This is a genomic window from Pseudomonas sp. H1_A03 (assembly GCF_054685145.1).
Map to the genome: position 1 here is coordinate 4,795,807 of NZ_CP162829.1, position 14,882 is coordinate 4,810,688.

Consider the following 14,882-nt stretch of genomic DNA (forward strand, 5'->3'; position numbering starts at 1 on the left):
CTCCTATTCGTTGATGCGCCGGGCCAGGTGGTTGGCGCTGTCGATCAACACCCGGCGATAGTCGTTGTAGTTTTTGACCGCATCGGCGCGCGGGGCGACGATGCACAGGGTCGCAATGCTGATGCCTTGGGCGTCGCGCACCGGGGCGGCAAAACAATGGGTAAAGGTGTCGGCCACACTGTCGAAGGAAAAGAAGCCATCGAGGGTGGCCTGACGGATTTGCGCCAGGAAGGTCTCCAGCGGCAAGCGCTGGCCATCCGGCAGGATGAAGTCGTCGGGATCGATCAGGTCGATGATCTGCTGGTCGCTCAAATGCCCCAGCAGCAGGCGTCCGGAGGCGGTCCAGGGGATCGGTGCGTTTTCGCCGATGTCCGAGGAAATCCGAAAATGCCGCTCACCTTCGCGCATCAGCGCCACCGTGTATTTGCGCCCGTTGAGCAGGCACATCTGCGCGGTTTCGTGGGTCTGGCTGACGATCTCCTGCAAGGCGTGGTCGGCCTCGCGGGTCAGGTCGAAATGGCGCAGGTGCGCCTGGCCAAGAAAGTACAGTTGGCGGCCGAGGTAGACGTGACCGTCCTTGCCCACCGTTTCCAAGATGCGTCGTTCAAGCAGGGACGCGACCAATTCGTAGACGGTGGATTTGGGGCTGCCAATGCCGCTGGCAATATCATTCGGGCGCAGGGGCTGGCCGATTTCCTTGAGGAAGTCGAGGATATCGAATGCACGGTCCAGGCCCTTGGCGCGGCGTTTGATGGTGTCTTCGGTCATGGCGGTTTCGGTCCGGTCAAAATGTTGCTATCAACACATATCCCCTGTGGGAGCGGGCTTGCTCGCGAATGCGGTGGATCAGTTATAGATGCATTTACTGACACACCGCTTTCGCGAGCAAGCTCGCTCCCACATTTGATCTCGGGTGGTCTCAAGAGTGGGGGGCATTTAGCCTTTTTTCTTGTAGGCCACGCAATCAATCTCGACCTTGCAATCGACCATCATGTTCGCCTGCACACAGGCACGTGCCGGGGCGTGTTCCGGGGTGAAGTATTCGCCGAATACCTTGTTGAAACTCCAGAAGTCCCGGGGGTCCTCCAGCCATACGCCGACGCGCACGACATCTTTGAGTTCGTAGCCGGCTTCTTCGAGGATCGCCACCACGTTGCGCATCGTCTGGCGGGTTTGCTCGATGATCCCGCCCGTGATGATTTCGCCGTCCACCGCAGGCACTTGGCCTGAGACGTACAGCCAACCGTCCGCTTCCACCGCGCGGGCGAAAGGACGTGGCTGGCCACCACCGGCTGTGCTGCCGGCACCGTAACGAGTGATACTCATAAAAATAGGCTCCTGATTAAAAACGAATGTTCTTGAGAAATTCCGCCAGGCGCGGCGATTGCGGACGTTCGAAAATATCCTTCGAGGTACCCTGCTCTTCAATGCGGCCCTGGTTCATGAAAACGATTTTGTCCGAGACTTCATAGGCAAAACGCATCTCGTGGGTAACCAACAACATGGTCATGCCCTCTTCCGCCAGGCCCTTGATCACGCTGAGCACTTCGCCCACCAACTCGGGGTCGAGGGCCGAGGTGACTTCGTCGAACAGCATCAGGCTCGGGTTCATGGCAATCGCACGGGCAATCGCCACACGCTGTTGCTGGCCACCGGAAAGCTGGCCGGGGAAGTGGTTGCGACGCTCTAGAAGTCCCACGCGATCCAGCCATTTTTCCGCCAGCGCGATGGCTTCGTCCTTGCCCATTTTCTTGACCTTGAGCAGGCCGAGGGTAACGTTCTGCAACGCCGTCAAATGTGGGAAAAGGTTGAATTGCTGGAACGCCATGCCGGTCATCGCACGGTGCTGGGCGATCACCCGTTCAGGATGACGCACGCGCTTGCCGGCAATCTCGCTGTAACCGATAGACTCGCCATCCAGGGTGATCTGGCCGCCCTGGAACTCTTCGAGCAGGTTGACGCAGCGCAACAGCGTGGTCTTGCCCGAGCCGCTGGAGCCGATCAAGGTCACCACATTGCCGCGCTGCATGGACAGGTCGACGCCCTTGAGCACTTCGACTTCGCCGTATTGTTTACGCAGCCCGCGAATGTTCAGCAGCGGGTGGGTTGTTTGAGGTTGGTTCATGGCAAGGCCACCCGCTTTTCAATGTAGCGACCGAATAATTCGATGGCGTAGTTGATGACAAAGAACAGAAACCCGGCGAACAGGTAGAACTCCAGGGTCATGAAAGTGCGTGCGATCACTTGCTGGGTGCTCAGCAACAGCTCGGCCACGCCGATCACCGAGAGCAAGGTCGAGGCCTTGACGATTTCTGTCGAGGAGTTGACCCAGGTCGGCAGAATCTGGCGCAACGCCTGGGGCAACAGCACGTAGGCCAGGGACTGGTAGAACGTCAGGCCAATCGCCCTGCCCGCTTCCAGTTGCCCACGGGGAATGGCTTGCAGCGCGCCGCGCACGATTTCCGAGACGTGGGAGCCGCAGAACAACGTCAGCCCGACCGCACCGGCCTGAAACGCGCTGATTTGCCAGCCGAGCGCCGGCAGCATGTAGAAACACGCCAGCACCAGTACAAATACCGGTGTGCCACGGATCAAGTCGACATACAGACGAAACGGCGCACGCATCCAGAATTTGCCGTAGGTGAGGATCAACCCGGCGACAATGCCGATCAGGGTGCCAAAGATAATGGCCAACGCCGAGACATACACGCTGGCCTGGAAGCCCGCCCAGAGCGTCTCCCGGGCGATCCACAACTCATGCAGCCAGCTTGGGGATTCGTACATGGAAACCTCGCTTAACGACGGATCGCCAGGCGCTGTTCCAGGTAGCGGAGCAGCATGGCGATGAGGTAACAGGCAGCCACGTAGAGCGCAGTCGTGACCATCCAGGTTTCAATCACCCGATAGCTTTCGACGTTGATCTTGCGGGCGTAATAGGTCAGCTCCGGCACCGCGATGGCGGCGGCGAGCGAGGTGTCCTTGAACAGCGAAATGAAGTTGTTCGACAGCGCAGGCAGCACGTTGCGCAGCATCACCGGCACGGTGATGTAGGCGCGGATACGCCATTCACCCAAACCGATCGCCAACCCGGCTTCACGCAAGCCCTTGGGAATATTCAACAGCCCGGCGCGGAACACCTCGGTCAGATAGGCACCGGCGTAAAGCGACAAGGTGATGATGAACGAGGGGATCTTGTCCAGGCGGATGCCCAGGCTGGGCAAGGCGAAGTAGATCAACAGGATCAGTACCAGGATCGGTGTATTGCGCACCACCGTCACATACACCGAGGCGAAGATTCGCAGCGCACGGTGCCTGGACAGCATGGCAAACGCCATCAGCAGGCCGATCACGCAGCCGATGGCGATCGACAGCAATGCCAGTTCCAGGCCCAGGCCGAGCCCCAACAGCAAGGTGTCGAAATCGCGCCAGACGGCGGCAAAGTTCAACTGATAGTTCATGGTCGACAGTACCTGAATGGGGCGCCGTTCGCGGCGCCCCGGCTTTCACGAATTACTTGAACTCAACCGGGAAACCGATCGCCGGCTCCGGCAGATCAACGCCGAACCACTGCTTGAACGAGGCCTTGTAGGTGGGGAATTCCACACCGGTCATGGCTTCATGCAGCGCGGTGTTGACGAAGTTCAGCCAATCCTGGTCGCCACGCTTGACGGCGCACGCGTAGGTCTGCGGGCTCCAGGCGTAGGCCGGGCTGCGGTAGCGGCCGGGGTTCTGCACCATCAGGTATTTGACCGAGGACTGGTCGGTGGCGGCGGCGTCGGCGCGGCCGGAGTTCACGGCCTGGTACATCAGGTCGACGCTGTCGTACTGGTCGACCTTGGCCTTGGGCAGGGCCTGATGCACCAGCTCTTCGGCGTACACGTTTTGCAGCACCGCCACGGTCACGCCATCGCCGCCTGCCTGCAGGTCTTCAATCTCTTTGTACTTGCTGTTGTTCGGCAGCAGCAGGCCCACACCTTCGCGGTAGTACGGCAGGGTAAACGCGACTTGCTGCGCGCGGCTGGCAGTGACGGTAATGAACTGGCAACTCATGTCGACCTTGTCGGTCAGCAGGTTGGGAATGCGTGCGTCGGACGACTGCACCACAAACTCGACCTTGCTCGGGTCGTTGAATAAACCCTTGGCCACAATGCGGCCGATGTCGATATCAAACCCCTGCAACTTGCCATCCGCTCCCTGGAAGTGCCACGGCGCATTGGTACTGCCTGTACCCACGATCAGGTGCCCACGCTTGAGCACGTTATCGAGCTTGCTGTCCGCCGCTTGCACGAGGCTGGCGAGGGAAGCCGATGCGGCGAAGAGAAAAACACACGCTTTAAACACGGAAGGTCGGTGATGCATGACAAGCACTCCAGGAGTTGTGTATTCCGCTATACCGGAACTTAGTATGTAACAACGGAATAGACAGCAGAAAGTGTGCCACACGCGCTAACAGAAAAATATGCTTGGAATAAATTCGTTAGGAATCAGTTGGATGAATGTTTTCGGCGATGAGGCGTTGCGCCATCACTTGGAATGAGCGTGCTACCCAAGGCCCCACACAGCGGTGATCGGCCCCACTTGAGTGCGCCATAACAGTGTTACCGCGCACCCGTGCAGTGCACGCCCAACCTGGAAAAATCCCTGCCCTGGGCTAGCCTTGGCACATTCATGCCGATAAGGACCCCGCCCTGATGAAGCTACGTCTCAGCCTGTTTTTGCTGGCCTTCCTGGTGGCCGCCGGCGCCTCTGCCAGCAACGATCGTCGTGACTGCAAGGAAGAACTGCGCAAGCTCAACGAAGCCTTGAGCACCCACTACACGAGCCAGAATCACCACGGCTATCGCGAAGCGAAGGCCTCCAGGGACAACTTGGAATACAAGAAATGTGCGAGCCAGGCACGCAAGGCGCGGGAACGCGTGGAACGTGAGGGGGACCTGTAAAGGTTGACAGTAGACGGTAGTGACCTTCCGGCTTAGCGTTGGCCAAACACCGCTGCCGATAGGGAGATCACCATGGGAATCGCCAAAGACGTCATCACCAGCATCGAGGACTACCAGTCGGTGCTGGCATCGAATCGGATCGTTTTCTTACTGTTTGTTATGCCGGACTGCCCGCCGTGCGCAAAGGCCGTGAAGCTTTTCGAGCCCATCGCCGACACCTATGACTCCACTATAAATAGCATGGTGCTCGAGACAGCCAAGACCCCCAGGCTGCCACTGGAAATCAACAGCACGCCCACACTGGTCACGCACGTGGAGGGCAAAGTCATGGAAGTCATCACGAGGTTCGGCTCCTGGGAAACCCAGGAGCAAACACTCACAGAAATCTTCAGACGCTATGCCCGGCAGCGGGCTCCAGGCGAACCTGCGTGACCCGCCGCTCCTCAACCACCGCGACAGTCAGGCGCCAGCCCTCATGCACAAGGCTGTCGCCCACCACCGGCAAGCGGTCCAGCAGGCTCATTACCAAGCCCGCCAGGGTCTGATAATCCCCAGTTGCAACCGCGTTGAAGCCTGTGCGCTGGCGCACATGGTTAAGGTTCAACGCGCCATTGGCACGAAAACCCGCTCCCTCTTCGACGATATCCGGCCCCTCGATCTCGCTGGCGTCCGGCAACTCACCGGCAATGGATTCGAGAATGTCGGTCATGCTCAACACCCCCATGAAGTCACCGAATTCGTTGATCACGAACGCAATGTGCGTGGATTCCTGACGCATCTGCTCCAGGGCGTTAAGGATCGAAAAACTCTCCAGCAGGTTGATCGCGCGGCGCGCCAGATGCTCAAGGTTCGGCTCGTTACCGGCCAGGTATTCCTTGAGCAACTCCTTCTTGTGCACGAAGCCTAATGGCTCATCGACGGCACCGTTGCGGATCAAAGGCAGCCGCGAGTAGGACGAATGCATCAATTTCAAGCGAATAGTGTCGGGATCGTCTGCCAGATCGATACAGTCGACCTTGGCCCGCGGCGTCATCAGCGTGCGAATCGGCCGTTCGGCCAGTTGCAGCACGCCACTGATCATCACGCGTTCACGTCGGTCGAACAGCGGGCCTTGTGCAGCATCCGACTCGCCAAGCAAATCGGCCACGTCTTCGCCCACCTCTTCCACTGCCAGGCTGCGGCCGCCGAGCAAACGCATCACCGCGTGAGCAGTGCGCTCACGCACCGGCAACACACCTTGCGCCGATTTTTTGCGGCGGGCGCGGGCAATCTGGTTGAACACTTCGATCAGGATCGAGAAACCAATGGCCGCGTACAAGTAGCCCTTGGGAATATGGAAGCCCAGGCCTTCGGCGGTCAGCGCGAAACCGATCATCATCAGGAAGCCCAGGCACAGCATGATCACGGTCGGGTGTGCATTGACGAAGCGGGTCAACGGCTTGCTCGCCACGATCATCAGGCCGATGGACACGATCACCGCGATCATCATCACCGCCAGCTCGTCCACCATGCCCACGGCGGTAATCACCGCATCCAGGGAGAACACCGCGTCGAGCACCACGATCTGCGCCACGATTGGCCAGAACATCGCGTAGGCCACGTTGCCGGTTCGCTGTGCGACATGGCCCTCCAGGCGCTCGTGCAATTCCATGGTGGCCTTGAACAGCAGGAACACACCACCAAACAGCATGATCAGGTCACGGCCGGAAAAGCTTTTGTCGAACACCTCGAACAGTGGCTGGGTAAGGGTCACCAACCAGGAAATACTCGCCAACAGGCCCAGGCGCATCAGCAGTGCCAGGGACAAACCGATCAAGCGCGCACGATCACGCTGCTCCGGCGGCAACTTGTCCGCCAGGATCGCAATAAACACCAGGTTGTCGATGCCCAGAACCAGTTCCAGCACAATCAAGGTCAACAGGCCGAGCCAGGCCGTTGGATCCGCTAACCATTCCATTTATAGAGTCTCTTCAATCGAATTTCAGAATGCCAGACACGGCAACGCACGGTCAGGGGACCGGGACAAGACTAGCAGTCGGAATACGGGGTGCTTCAGCGGGAACAGCGGCAGCGGTTGTCTTGAGGAAAGACGACTGGGAGGCTCCGAGAGGGTGTTCATGCAAATCCTGCGATGACAAAAGGACCTGAATCGTACAGGCGAAAGCGAAATCTCCTACAACGCAAAACTATTACAAAATCTGTAAACCCGGACAAAAAAAACGATCATATGATCAATACATGAAATTAATATCGCGACAAAAATCACAAATAACGGGCTAATGGTCAAAAAAAAATCCTGATCACCCCAATAAAAGCTATTTTATTGTTTTATGCGAAAGTGTTTGACTGATCATATTTTCATTTGATAAACATATGATCACAACAAGGCAATGAATGAACAACTGACTACAACAATAATTGGGGTTCTGATCATGAAACTTGGTACGACCTTCGCCGCCGCTGCAGCCTTCTCCCTCCTCGCCAGCAGCATCGCCCTGGCTGCCGACGGCAAGACCTACAAGGTCGGCGCCGCGGTCTACGGCCTCAAGGGTCAATTCATGCAGAACTGGGTGCGCGAGCTCAAGGAACATCCCGCCGTCAAAGACGGTACCGTGCAACTGACCGTATTCGACGGCAACTACGACGCACTGACCCAGAACAACCAGATCGAAAACATGGTGACCCAGCACTACGACGCCATCCTGTTCGTGCCCATCGACACCAAGGCCGGTGTGGGCACAGTGAAGCAAGCCATGAGCAACGACGTGGTAGTCATCGCCTCCAATACGAAAGTAGCCGATGCCTCCGTACCCTATGTGGGCAACGACGACGTGGAAGGCGGCCGCCTGCAGGCCCAAGCCATGGTCGACAAGCTCAACGGCAAAGGCAACGTGGTGATTATCCAGGGCCCGATCGGCCAGTCGGCGCAGATCGATCGGGAAAAAGGCGAACTGGAAGTGCTGGGCAAGCACCCGGACATCAAGATCATCGAGAAAAAGACCGCCAACTGGGACCGCGCCCAGGCCATGACACTCACTGAAGACTGGCTGAATGCCCACCCCAAAGGCATCAACGGCGTGATCGCGCAAAACGATGACATGGCCCTAGGCGCCATACAGGCACTGAAATCCCACGGCCTGACCGCCAAGGACGTACCGGTCACCTCCATCGACGGCATGCCGGATGCGATCCAGGCGGCGAAAAAAGACGAAGTCACCACCTTCCTGCAAGACGCCCAAGCCCAATCCCAAGGCGCGCTGGATGTAGCCCTGCGCGCACTCGCCGGCAAGGACTACAAACCGCAATCGGTGATCTGGGAGCGCTACGCCAAAGACGTGAAATGGGCCGATGGCACCGCGAAGAACTACATCCTGCCCTGGGTGCCCGTGACCAACGCCAACGCCGACGCGCTGTACAAGCAAGTCAGCGGCGCCAAATAAAACGTTGCCGGTTGATCGCTCCCGTGTGCGCACAGGAGCGATGAGCTCACCTTTGCCCCGAGGCCCGCCATGTCCACCGTTACCGAACGTTCGCAAGCACAACTATTCCCGGTCATCCCGAAAACCATGCAGGCAGTGGTCTGCTATGGCCCGGAAGATTATCGACTCGAAACCGTCGATGTACCTGTGCCCGGCCCCGAGGAAATCCTCACCAAGGTCGAGCTGTGCGGCATCTGCATGGGCGATATCAAGACCTATCGCGGCGCGCCTTCGTTCTGGGGCGATGCCGAGCAACCGCGCTATGTGAAACCGCCGATGATCCCCGGCCATGAATTCGTGTGCCGCGTGGTCGCCCTGGGCCCCGGCGCGGAAAAACGCGGCGTGAAGGTCGGTGACCGAGTCATTTCCGAGCAGATCGTACCGTGCTGGGGCTGCCGCTTCTGCAATCACGGCCAGTACTGGATGTGTCAGAAACACGACCTGTATGGCTTCCAGAACAATGTGCAGGGCGCCATGGCCCAGTACATGATTTTCACCAAGGAAGGCATCATCCACAAAGTCCCGGATTCCATTGCCCCGGACGAAGCCATCCTGATCGAACCCCTCGCCTGCTCGCTGCATGCCGCCGAGCGAGCCAATGTCGACTTCGATGACGTGGTGGTGGTCGCCGGCGCCGGTACGCTGGGGCTGGGCATCATCGGCGCAGTGCGCATGCGCAACCCGAAAAAACTCATCGTGCTGGACATGAAACCCGAACGCACCGCGCTCGCCCTGCGCATGGGCGCCGACGAAGTGTGGAACCCGGCCGAAGTCGATGTGCTGGCGAAGATCCGTGAAATCACCGACGGCTACGGCTGCGACATCTACATCGAAGCCACCGGCCACCACAAGGCGGTCAACCAGGGCCTGGCAATGCTGCGCAAGCTGGGGCGTTTCGTTGAGTTCAGCGTTTTCAATGACGAGGCGACGGTGGATTGGTCGATCATCGGCGACCGCAAGGAACTGGACGTGCTCGGCTCGCACCTGGGGCCCTACATGTACCCACGCGCCATCGACTTTATCGGCAACCGCAAGATCGACATGCGCGACGTGGTCACCCACAAGTTCGCCCTGGCAGACTTCAAGGAAGCGTTTGCGGTGATGGAGCGCGGCGACAAATCCTTAAAGGTGGTACTCGAGCCTTAACCATCAACGCCAAACCAATGTGGGGCATTGGTATGTAGTGAGCGGGCTTGTCCCGCGCTGGGTGGCGAAGCCGCCCCAACTCAGGCACCGAGTTTTTTCAGCTAGAACTGAAGTGCCTGGGTTTGGGGCGGCTTCGCCACCCAGCGCGGGACAAGCCCGCTCACTACAATGCCCGCATGGGATTACCAACATTCAACGTCGGGTCACCAGAACCGCTGCTGGGTCAACCGGCTCCACCAAGTCAACAGCACCCGGTCCACCGAGCCACTCGCCGCCAAGCCAACCCGCTCCTGCAAGCTCTTACGCTCGGCATAATGCAGGTGGAACACCTCGGCGGTCTTGGCCTTGGTGGCCAGGTATTCGTCGCTGGTTTGCAGCTCATCGACCAATTGCTTGTCGAGCGCCGCAACACCCAGCCACACTTCTCCGGTCGCGACATCATCGATTGCCAGCTGCGGGCGATAACGCGAGACGAAATTCTTGAACAACTGGTGAGTGATGTCCAAGTCTTCCTGGAACTTCTCGCGGCCCTTCTCGGTGTTTTCGCCAAACACGGTGAGGGTGCGTTTGTATTCACCCGCGGTCAGCACTTCGAAGTCGATGTCGTGTTTTTTCAGCAGGCGGTTGACGTTAGGCAACTGCGCCACCACACCAATGGAGCCGAGGATGGCAAACGGTGCGCTGATAATCTTCTCGCCAATGCACGCCATCATGTAACCGCCGCTGGCTGCGACCTTGTCGATGCACACGGTCAACGGCACGCCCGCCTGACGGATACGCGCCAGTTGCGAAGACGCCAAGCCGTAGCTGTGGACCATGCCGCCGCCGCTTTCCAGGCGCAGTACCACTTCGTCCTTTGGCGTGGCCAGGCTCAGCAGTGCGGTGATTTCATGGCGCAGGCTCTCAGTGGCCGAAGCCTTGATATCGCCGTCGAAATCCAACACAAACACCCGTGGCTTGGCCTCGGTTTTCTGTTTGCCTTTCTTCTTTTCAGCCTTGCCTTCGGATTTTCGCAACGCCTTGAGCTGGTCTTTGTCGAGCAGGCTCGACTCCAGGCGCTCACGCAGGCCCTTGTAGAAATCATTGAGCTTGCTGACCTGCAACTGGCCGGCGGATTTGCGACGACCTTTGCTGCGCAATGCCGCGAAGCTGATCAGTACCACCAGAATAGCGACCACCAGGGTGACGGTCTTCGCCAGAAAGCTCGCGTATTCGGCCAGAAAATCCATAGTTCTCCTTACAAGTGCAGTGCGCCAGGCGCGGATGGCCCCAGCATACCGACGGGGCTTGCTGTGAGCCAGTGCTCAAACCGCCACCAGGCGCCCTCCAACGCACTTTTAAAACAAGCGTATGTTTTTTCATTGACAGCTTGAAGGCATCCTCATAACCTCGCCAGACTTTCAACGTACCGGGAAAACGGACGTGGGCAGCATCTATTTGATTCGACATGGCCAGGCCTCCTTCGGTGCAGACGACTATGACGTCTTGTCGCCCATCGGCGTGGAGCAGGCACAAGTGCTCGGTCGGCACCTGGCGGACATGGGCCTGGTCTTCGATCGCTGCGTGGCCGGCGACCTGCGCCGCCAGCAACACACCGCCACCGCCGCCTTCGAACAATACAGCGCCCTGGGCCTGCCGGTACCGGTGCTGGAAGTCGACAGCGCTTTCAACGAATTCGATGCCGAGGCGATCATCCGCGCCCTGCTCCCCGACCTGCTCACCACCGAACCCGAAGCCCTGGAGATCCTGCGTAATGCCGCGCAGCACCGCAGCGAATTCCAGCGCATCTTCGCCTTGATCATTGAACGCTGGCTGGCCGGCACCTATGACCCGCCAGGGCTGGAAAGCTGGTTGGGTTTCGTCAAGCGTGTCCAAGGCGGCCTGCAACGTATTCTTGAAGCGGCGGAAAACACGCAGAAGATCGCGGTGTTCACCTCCGGCGGCACCATCACCGCCCTGCTCCACCTGATTACCCGAATGCCCGCCGCCCAGGCGTTCGAACTGAACTGGCAAATTGTTAACACCTCGCTCAACCAGCTGAAATTCCGCGGTCGCGAGGTGGCACTGGCTTCCTTCAACAGCCATACCCACTTGCAACTGTTGAAGGCGCCGCAGCTCATCACCTTCCGATGAACTGCGGCCAACCGTGACCCCAAGGTCACTGGACTCCACCCTAAAGGATCGAAACCATGACTGACGTAGCCAAAGCTGTAGAAGCAATGAAAGCCAAGTTCAACCCAGCCGCCGCTGACGGCCTGGACCTGGTGTTCGGTTTCCGTATCGACGACACCAAGAACTTTTCCCTGGTCGTCAAAGACAAGACCTGCGAACTTCATGAAGGCGAAAACCCGGACGCCCAAGTGACCCTGGTCATGGACAGCGAAACCCTGGAAGGCATCGTCGACGGCTCTACTGACGGCATGCAAGCCTTCATGGGCGGCAAGCTGCGCACCGAAGGCGACATGATGCTGGCGATGAAGCTGAGCGAGCTGTTCCCTTCCTGATTCACGGGTAACCCTGGATCCCTGTGGGAGCGGGCTTGCTCGCGAATGCGGTGGGTCAGTCAACGAATATGTGACTGACCCACCGCATTCGCGAGCAAGCCCGCTCCCACATTTTATTCTGCGGTGTGACTCAGGTTTTTGGCTGTAGCAGCAACGCCACCAACGCACTCCACCCGGTCTGGTGCGACGCGCCCAGCCCCCTCCCGGTCTCACCATGAAAGTATTCGTGGAACAGCACCAAATCGCGACTCTCCGGGTCCGCCTCCAACTGCGCATACCCCGCCATCGACGGCCGCAGGCCATTTTCATCCCTTAGAAACAACCGCGTTAGCCGCTGACTGAGGCTGTCAGCCACGTCCTCCAGCGACGACAGATAACCACTGCCCGTCGGGTACTCCACCGAGAAGTTATCCGCGTAGTAACGGTGAAACTCGCGCAGCGACTCAATCAACATATAGTTCACCGGCATCCACAACGGCCCGCGCCAGTTGGAGTTACCGCCGTACAAACGCGAGTCGGATTCGCCTGGCTGATAGCAGGCACTCAGCGTGGTGCCATTCATCTTCAACGCCATGGGTTGCTCGGCGAAAGCCTTGGACAAGGAGCGCACGCCAAAGGGCGCCAGGAATTCGCTGTCATCGAGCATGCGCCGCAGCAGGTCTTTGGTGCGCTCACCGCGCAGCAGCGCCAGCAGCAGGCGATTGCCTTGTCCCGGCTCATTCCAGCGCGAGACCAGCTTTGCCAGGTCCGGGCGGTGATGCATGAAACCCAAGAGCCGCTCGCGCAGCCCTTCCAAACCTTCATGCTCGCGCTGTTCCAGTACCAGCACGGCAAACAGCGGCATCAGGCCGACGATGGAGCGCAGGCGCACCGGCTCGTTCTGGCCGTCGGGGCGGTGCAGCACATCGTAGAAGAACAGGTCCTGCTCATCCCACAGGCCTTCGGCGCTGTCGTCGACGCGGTTGATGGCGCCGGCGATGTACAGGAAGTGCTCGAAAAACTTCACCGCGATGTCGACGTAGACGACGTTGCGCTTGGCCAGCTCCAGGCCGATGCGCATCAAGTCCAGGGCATAGGCCGCGACCCACGCCGTGCCGTCGGCCTGATCCAGCTGGTAACCCGGCGGCAACGCGGCCGAGCGGTCGAACAAGGCGATATTGTCCAAGCCCAGGAAACCGCCCTGGAACAGGTTGCGGCCCTCGGCATCCTTGCGGTTCACCCACCAGGAAAAATTCAACAGCAACTTATGGAAAATCCTCTCAAGGAAATCCATATCGCCTACACCGTTCAGCGCTTTGTCTTGCTGATAAACCCGCCAACTGGCCCAGGCATGTACCGGCGGGTTGGCGTCGTCAAAGCGCCATTCATAGGCCGGCAACTGGCCGTTGGGGTGCATGAAACGGTCTTTCACCAGCAGCAACAGCTGTTGCTTGGCGTACCCCGGATCGATCAGCGCCATGGCCACCGCCTGGAAGCCCTGGTCCCACGAGGCATACCACGGGTATTCCCAGGTGTCCGGCATGGAGAGAATGTCGAAATTCGACAGGTGTCGCCAATGGGTGTTGCGGATATGCAGGCGCTCGGGCGGTGGCGCGGGTTGCGCCGGGTCGCCGTCGAGCCATTGGTTTACGTCGAAATAGTACAGCTGCTTGGACCACAGCAGCCCGGCCAACGCCTGGCGCTGCACATTGCGCGCATCGTCGCTGGCCATGCCATGTTGCAAGGCGGCGTAGAACTCGTCGGCCTCCTGACGGCGTTGTTCGAACAGCTTACGCGCGTTGACCTGCGGCGCGTCGACGGGCGCAAAACGCAGATAGAGCGTTTTGCTTTCAAGGCCCGCCAATTCGAGGACAAAACGCGCCGCGACCTTGGTGCCGCTGTCACGGCGAATCGCCGCTTGCACACCCTCAACCACGTAATCGTTGACCCCATCCTTGAACGGCCCTGGCGCCGGCTGTCCATTTAGCCTGGGATAGTTGCTTTCGTTCTCGCAAAACAGCCACTCCACCCCATCCTGGCCCCAAGCACTGAGATGACGATCAGGCAGTTCATGATGGCGCGCCAGCACCGACTCTCCGTCCATCTTCAACAGCGGCCTGGGCGCATCAAAGGTCCAGCTCCAGTCATTGCGCGCCCACAGTTGGGGCAGCACCTGCAAGCGGGTCGGCTGGTCCGAACGGTTGTGCACGGTGACGCGCATGAAGAGGTCGTCGGGCTGGTGCTTGGCATATTCGACGCTGACGTCGCAGTAACGGTTGTCGGCGAACACCCCGGTGTCGAGGATTTCGTACTCGGCATCCTGCAGGTCACGGCGGGCGTTCTCGCTGATCAGGTCGTCGTAGGGAAAGGCTGCATGGGGGTATTTGTAGAGCATGCGCATGTAGGCATGGCTCGGCACGCCATCGACGAAAAAGTACAGTTCCTTGACGTCTTCGCCGTGGTTGCCTTCGGCGTTGTTGAGGCCGAACAGGCGCTCCTTGATGATCGCGTCGCGCTCGTTCCACAGGGCCAGGCCCAGGCACCAGCGTTGCGCTTTGTCGCTGAAACCGGCCAGGCCATCTTCGCCCCAGCGGTAGGCACGACTGCGGGCATGTTCATGGGGGAAGTAAGTCCAGGCGTCGCCGTCGGCGCTGTAGTCTTCACGCACAGTGCCCCATTGGCGTTCGCTTAAATAAGGGCCCCACTCGCGCCAACGCTCGGCACCCGGCGTCGCCAGGCGTTGGCCTTCGATTGTTCCAACTATTCGGGTGTCGGGTGTGGCCGCCATTGGGTCCTCCATCGCCTACCAAGTGAGAGGCAGTGTAGAGCCCAAT

15 protein-coding genes are annotated in these 14,882 nt (G+C 59.2%); 6 read left to right on the top strand and 9 right to left on the bottom strand.

Features of this window, described 5'->3' with window-relative positions:
• Window positions 1–3 precede the first annotated feature (3 nt).
• The 6 genes from AB4O35_RS22310 to AB4O35_RS22335 form a co-directional block, all read right to left on the bottom strand.
• On the bottom strand, window positions 4–768 hold the full coding sequence (locus AB4O35_RS22310) for an IclR family transcriptional regulator (RefSeq protein ID WP_065872029.1): 765 nt from the start codon (window positions 766–768) through the stop codon (window positions 4–6).
• A 168-nt stretch (window positions 769–936) separates the two neighbouring features.
• Window positions 937–1,326: a RidA family protein gene (locus tag AB4O35_RS22315; RefSeq protein ID WP_010210958.1), complete on the bottom strand. Its 390-nt coding sequence runs from the start codon at window positions 1,324–1,326 to the stop codon at window positions 937–939.
• Window positions 1,327–1,342: 16 nt separating this feature from the next.
• Complete coding sequence (locus tag AB4O35_RS22320) at window positions 1,343–2,125, bottom strand: amino acid ABC transporter ATP-binding protein (RefSeq protein WP_065945412.1); 783 nt, start codon at window positions 2,123–2,125, stop codon at window positions 1,343–1,345.
• On the bottom strand, window positions 2,122–2,784 hold the full coding sequence (locus AB4O35_RS22325) for an amino acid ABC transporter permease (RefSeq protein WP_065872031.1): 663 nt from the start codon (window positions 2,782–2,784) through the stop codon (window positions 2,122–2,124). Before AB4O35_RS22325 ends, AB4O35_RS22320 begins: the two co-directional genes overlap by 4 nt.
• Before the next feature lie 11 nt (window positions 2,785–2,795).
• Window positions 2,796–3,458 (bottom strand): amino acid ABC transporter permease, encoded by a 663-nt coding sequence (locus tag AB4O35_RS22330; protein ID WP_065872032.1) that lies wholly within the window; start codon window positions 3,456–3,458, stop codon window positions 2,796–2,798.
• A 52-nt stretch (window positions 3,459–3,510) separates the two neighbouring features.
• Window positions 3,511–4,359, bottom strand: coding sequence for a transporter substrate-binding domain-containing protein (locus tag AB4O35_RS22335; protein ID WP_049712935.1), 849 nt, complete (start codon window positions 4,357–4,359; stop codon window positions 3,511–3,513).
• Window positions 4,360–4,691: 332 nt separating this feature from the next.
• Here AB4O35_RS22335 and AB4O35_RS22340 point away from each other — a divergent pair, with 332 nt between their 5' ends.
• Together AB4O35_RS22340 and AB4O35_RS22345 are read left to right on the top strand one after the other, a co-directional pair.
• On the top strand, window positions 4,692–4,940 hold the full coding sequence (locus tag AB4O35_RS22340; RefSeq protein ID WP_065872033.1) for a hypothetical protein: 249 nt from the start codon (window positions 4,692–4,694) through the stop codon (window positions 4,938–4,940).
• 72 nt (window positions 4,941–5,012) lie between these two features.
• Window positions 5,013–5,372 carry a YbbN family protein gene (locus AB4O35_RS22345; RefSeq protein ID WP_065945411.1) on the top strand — a complete coding sequence of 120 codons (360 nt, stop codon included), beginning with the start codon at window positions 5,013–5,015 and terminating at the stop codon, window positions 5,370–5,372.
• Here the strand turns inward: AB4O35_RS22345 and AB4O35_RS22350 are convergent.
• Window positions 5,329–6,897, bottom strand: coding sequence for a TerC family protein (locus tag AB4O35_RS22350; protein WP_065945410.1), 1,569 nt, complete (start codon window positions 6,895–6,897; stop codon window positions 5,329–5,331). The two genes, AB4O35_RS22345 and AB4O35_RS22350, sit on opposite strands and share 44 nt — an antisense overlap.
• A gap of 475 nt (window positions 6,898–7,372) precedes the next feature.
• Here AB4O35_RS22350 and AB4O35_RS22355 point away from each other — a divergent pair, with 475 nt between their 5' ends.
• Window positions 7,373–8,380, top strand: coding sequence for a substrate-binding domain-containing protein (locus tag AB4O35_RS22355; protein WP_065872036.1), 1,008 nt, complete (start codon window positions 7,373–7,375; stop codon window positions 8,378–8,380).
• 69 nt (window positions 8,381–8,449) lie between these two features.
• On the top strand, window positions 8,450–9,565 hold the full coding sequence (locus tag AB4O35_RS22360) for an MDR/zinc-dependent alcohol dehydrogenase-like family protein (protein ID WP_065945409.1): 1,116 nt from the start codon (window positions 8,450–8,452) through the stop codon (window positions 9,563–9,565).
• 203 nt (window positions 9,566–9,768) lie between these two features.
• Here AB4O35_RS22360 and sohB read toward each other — a convergent pair whose 3' ends face one another.
• Window positions 9,769–10,794 carry a protease SohB gene (gene sohB, locus AB4O35_RS22365; RefSeq protein ID WP_065945408.1) on the bottom strand — a complete coding sequence of 342 codons (1,026 nt, stop codon included), beginning with the start codon at window positions 10,792–10,794 and terminating at the stop codon, window positions 9,769–9,771.
• Window positions 10,795–10,987: 193 nt separating this feature from the next.
• Here sohB and AB4O35_RS22370 point away from each other — a divergent pair, with 193 nt between their 5' ends.
• Complete coding sequence (locus AB4O35_RS22370) at window positions 10,988–11,698, top strand: histidine phosphatase family protein (RefSeq protein ID WP_065945407.1); 711 nt, start codon at window positions 10,988–10,990, stop codon at window positions 11,696–11,698.
• A 56-nt stretch (window positions 11,699–11,754) separates the two neighbouring features.
• Entirely contained in the window at window positions 11,755–12,069 is a 315-nt protein-coding gene (locus tag AB4O35_RS22375; RefSeq protein WP_049712927.1) for an SCP2 sterol-binding domain-containing protein, read from the top strand.
• A gap of 130 nt (window positions 12,070–12,199) precedes the next feature.
• Here the strand turns inward: AB4O35_RS22375 and AB4O35_RS22380 are convergent, their stop codons facing one another.
• The gene (locus AB4O35_RS22380; RefSeq protein WP_065874690.1) at window positions 12,200–14,836 is read right to left on the bottom strand and encodes an MGH1-like glycoside hydrolase domain-containing protein; all 2,637 of its coding nucleotides are present in this window, start codon (window positions 14,834–14,836) and stop codon (window positions 12,200–12,202) included.
• Window positions 14,837–14,882: the final 46 nt, after the last annotated feature.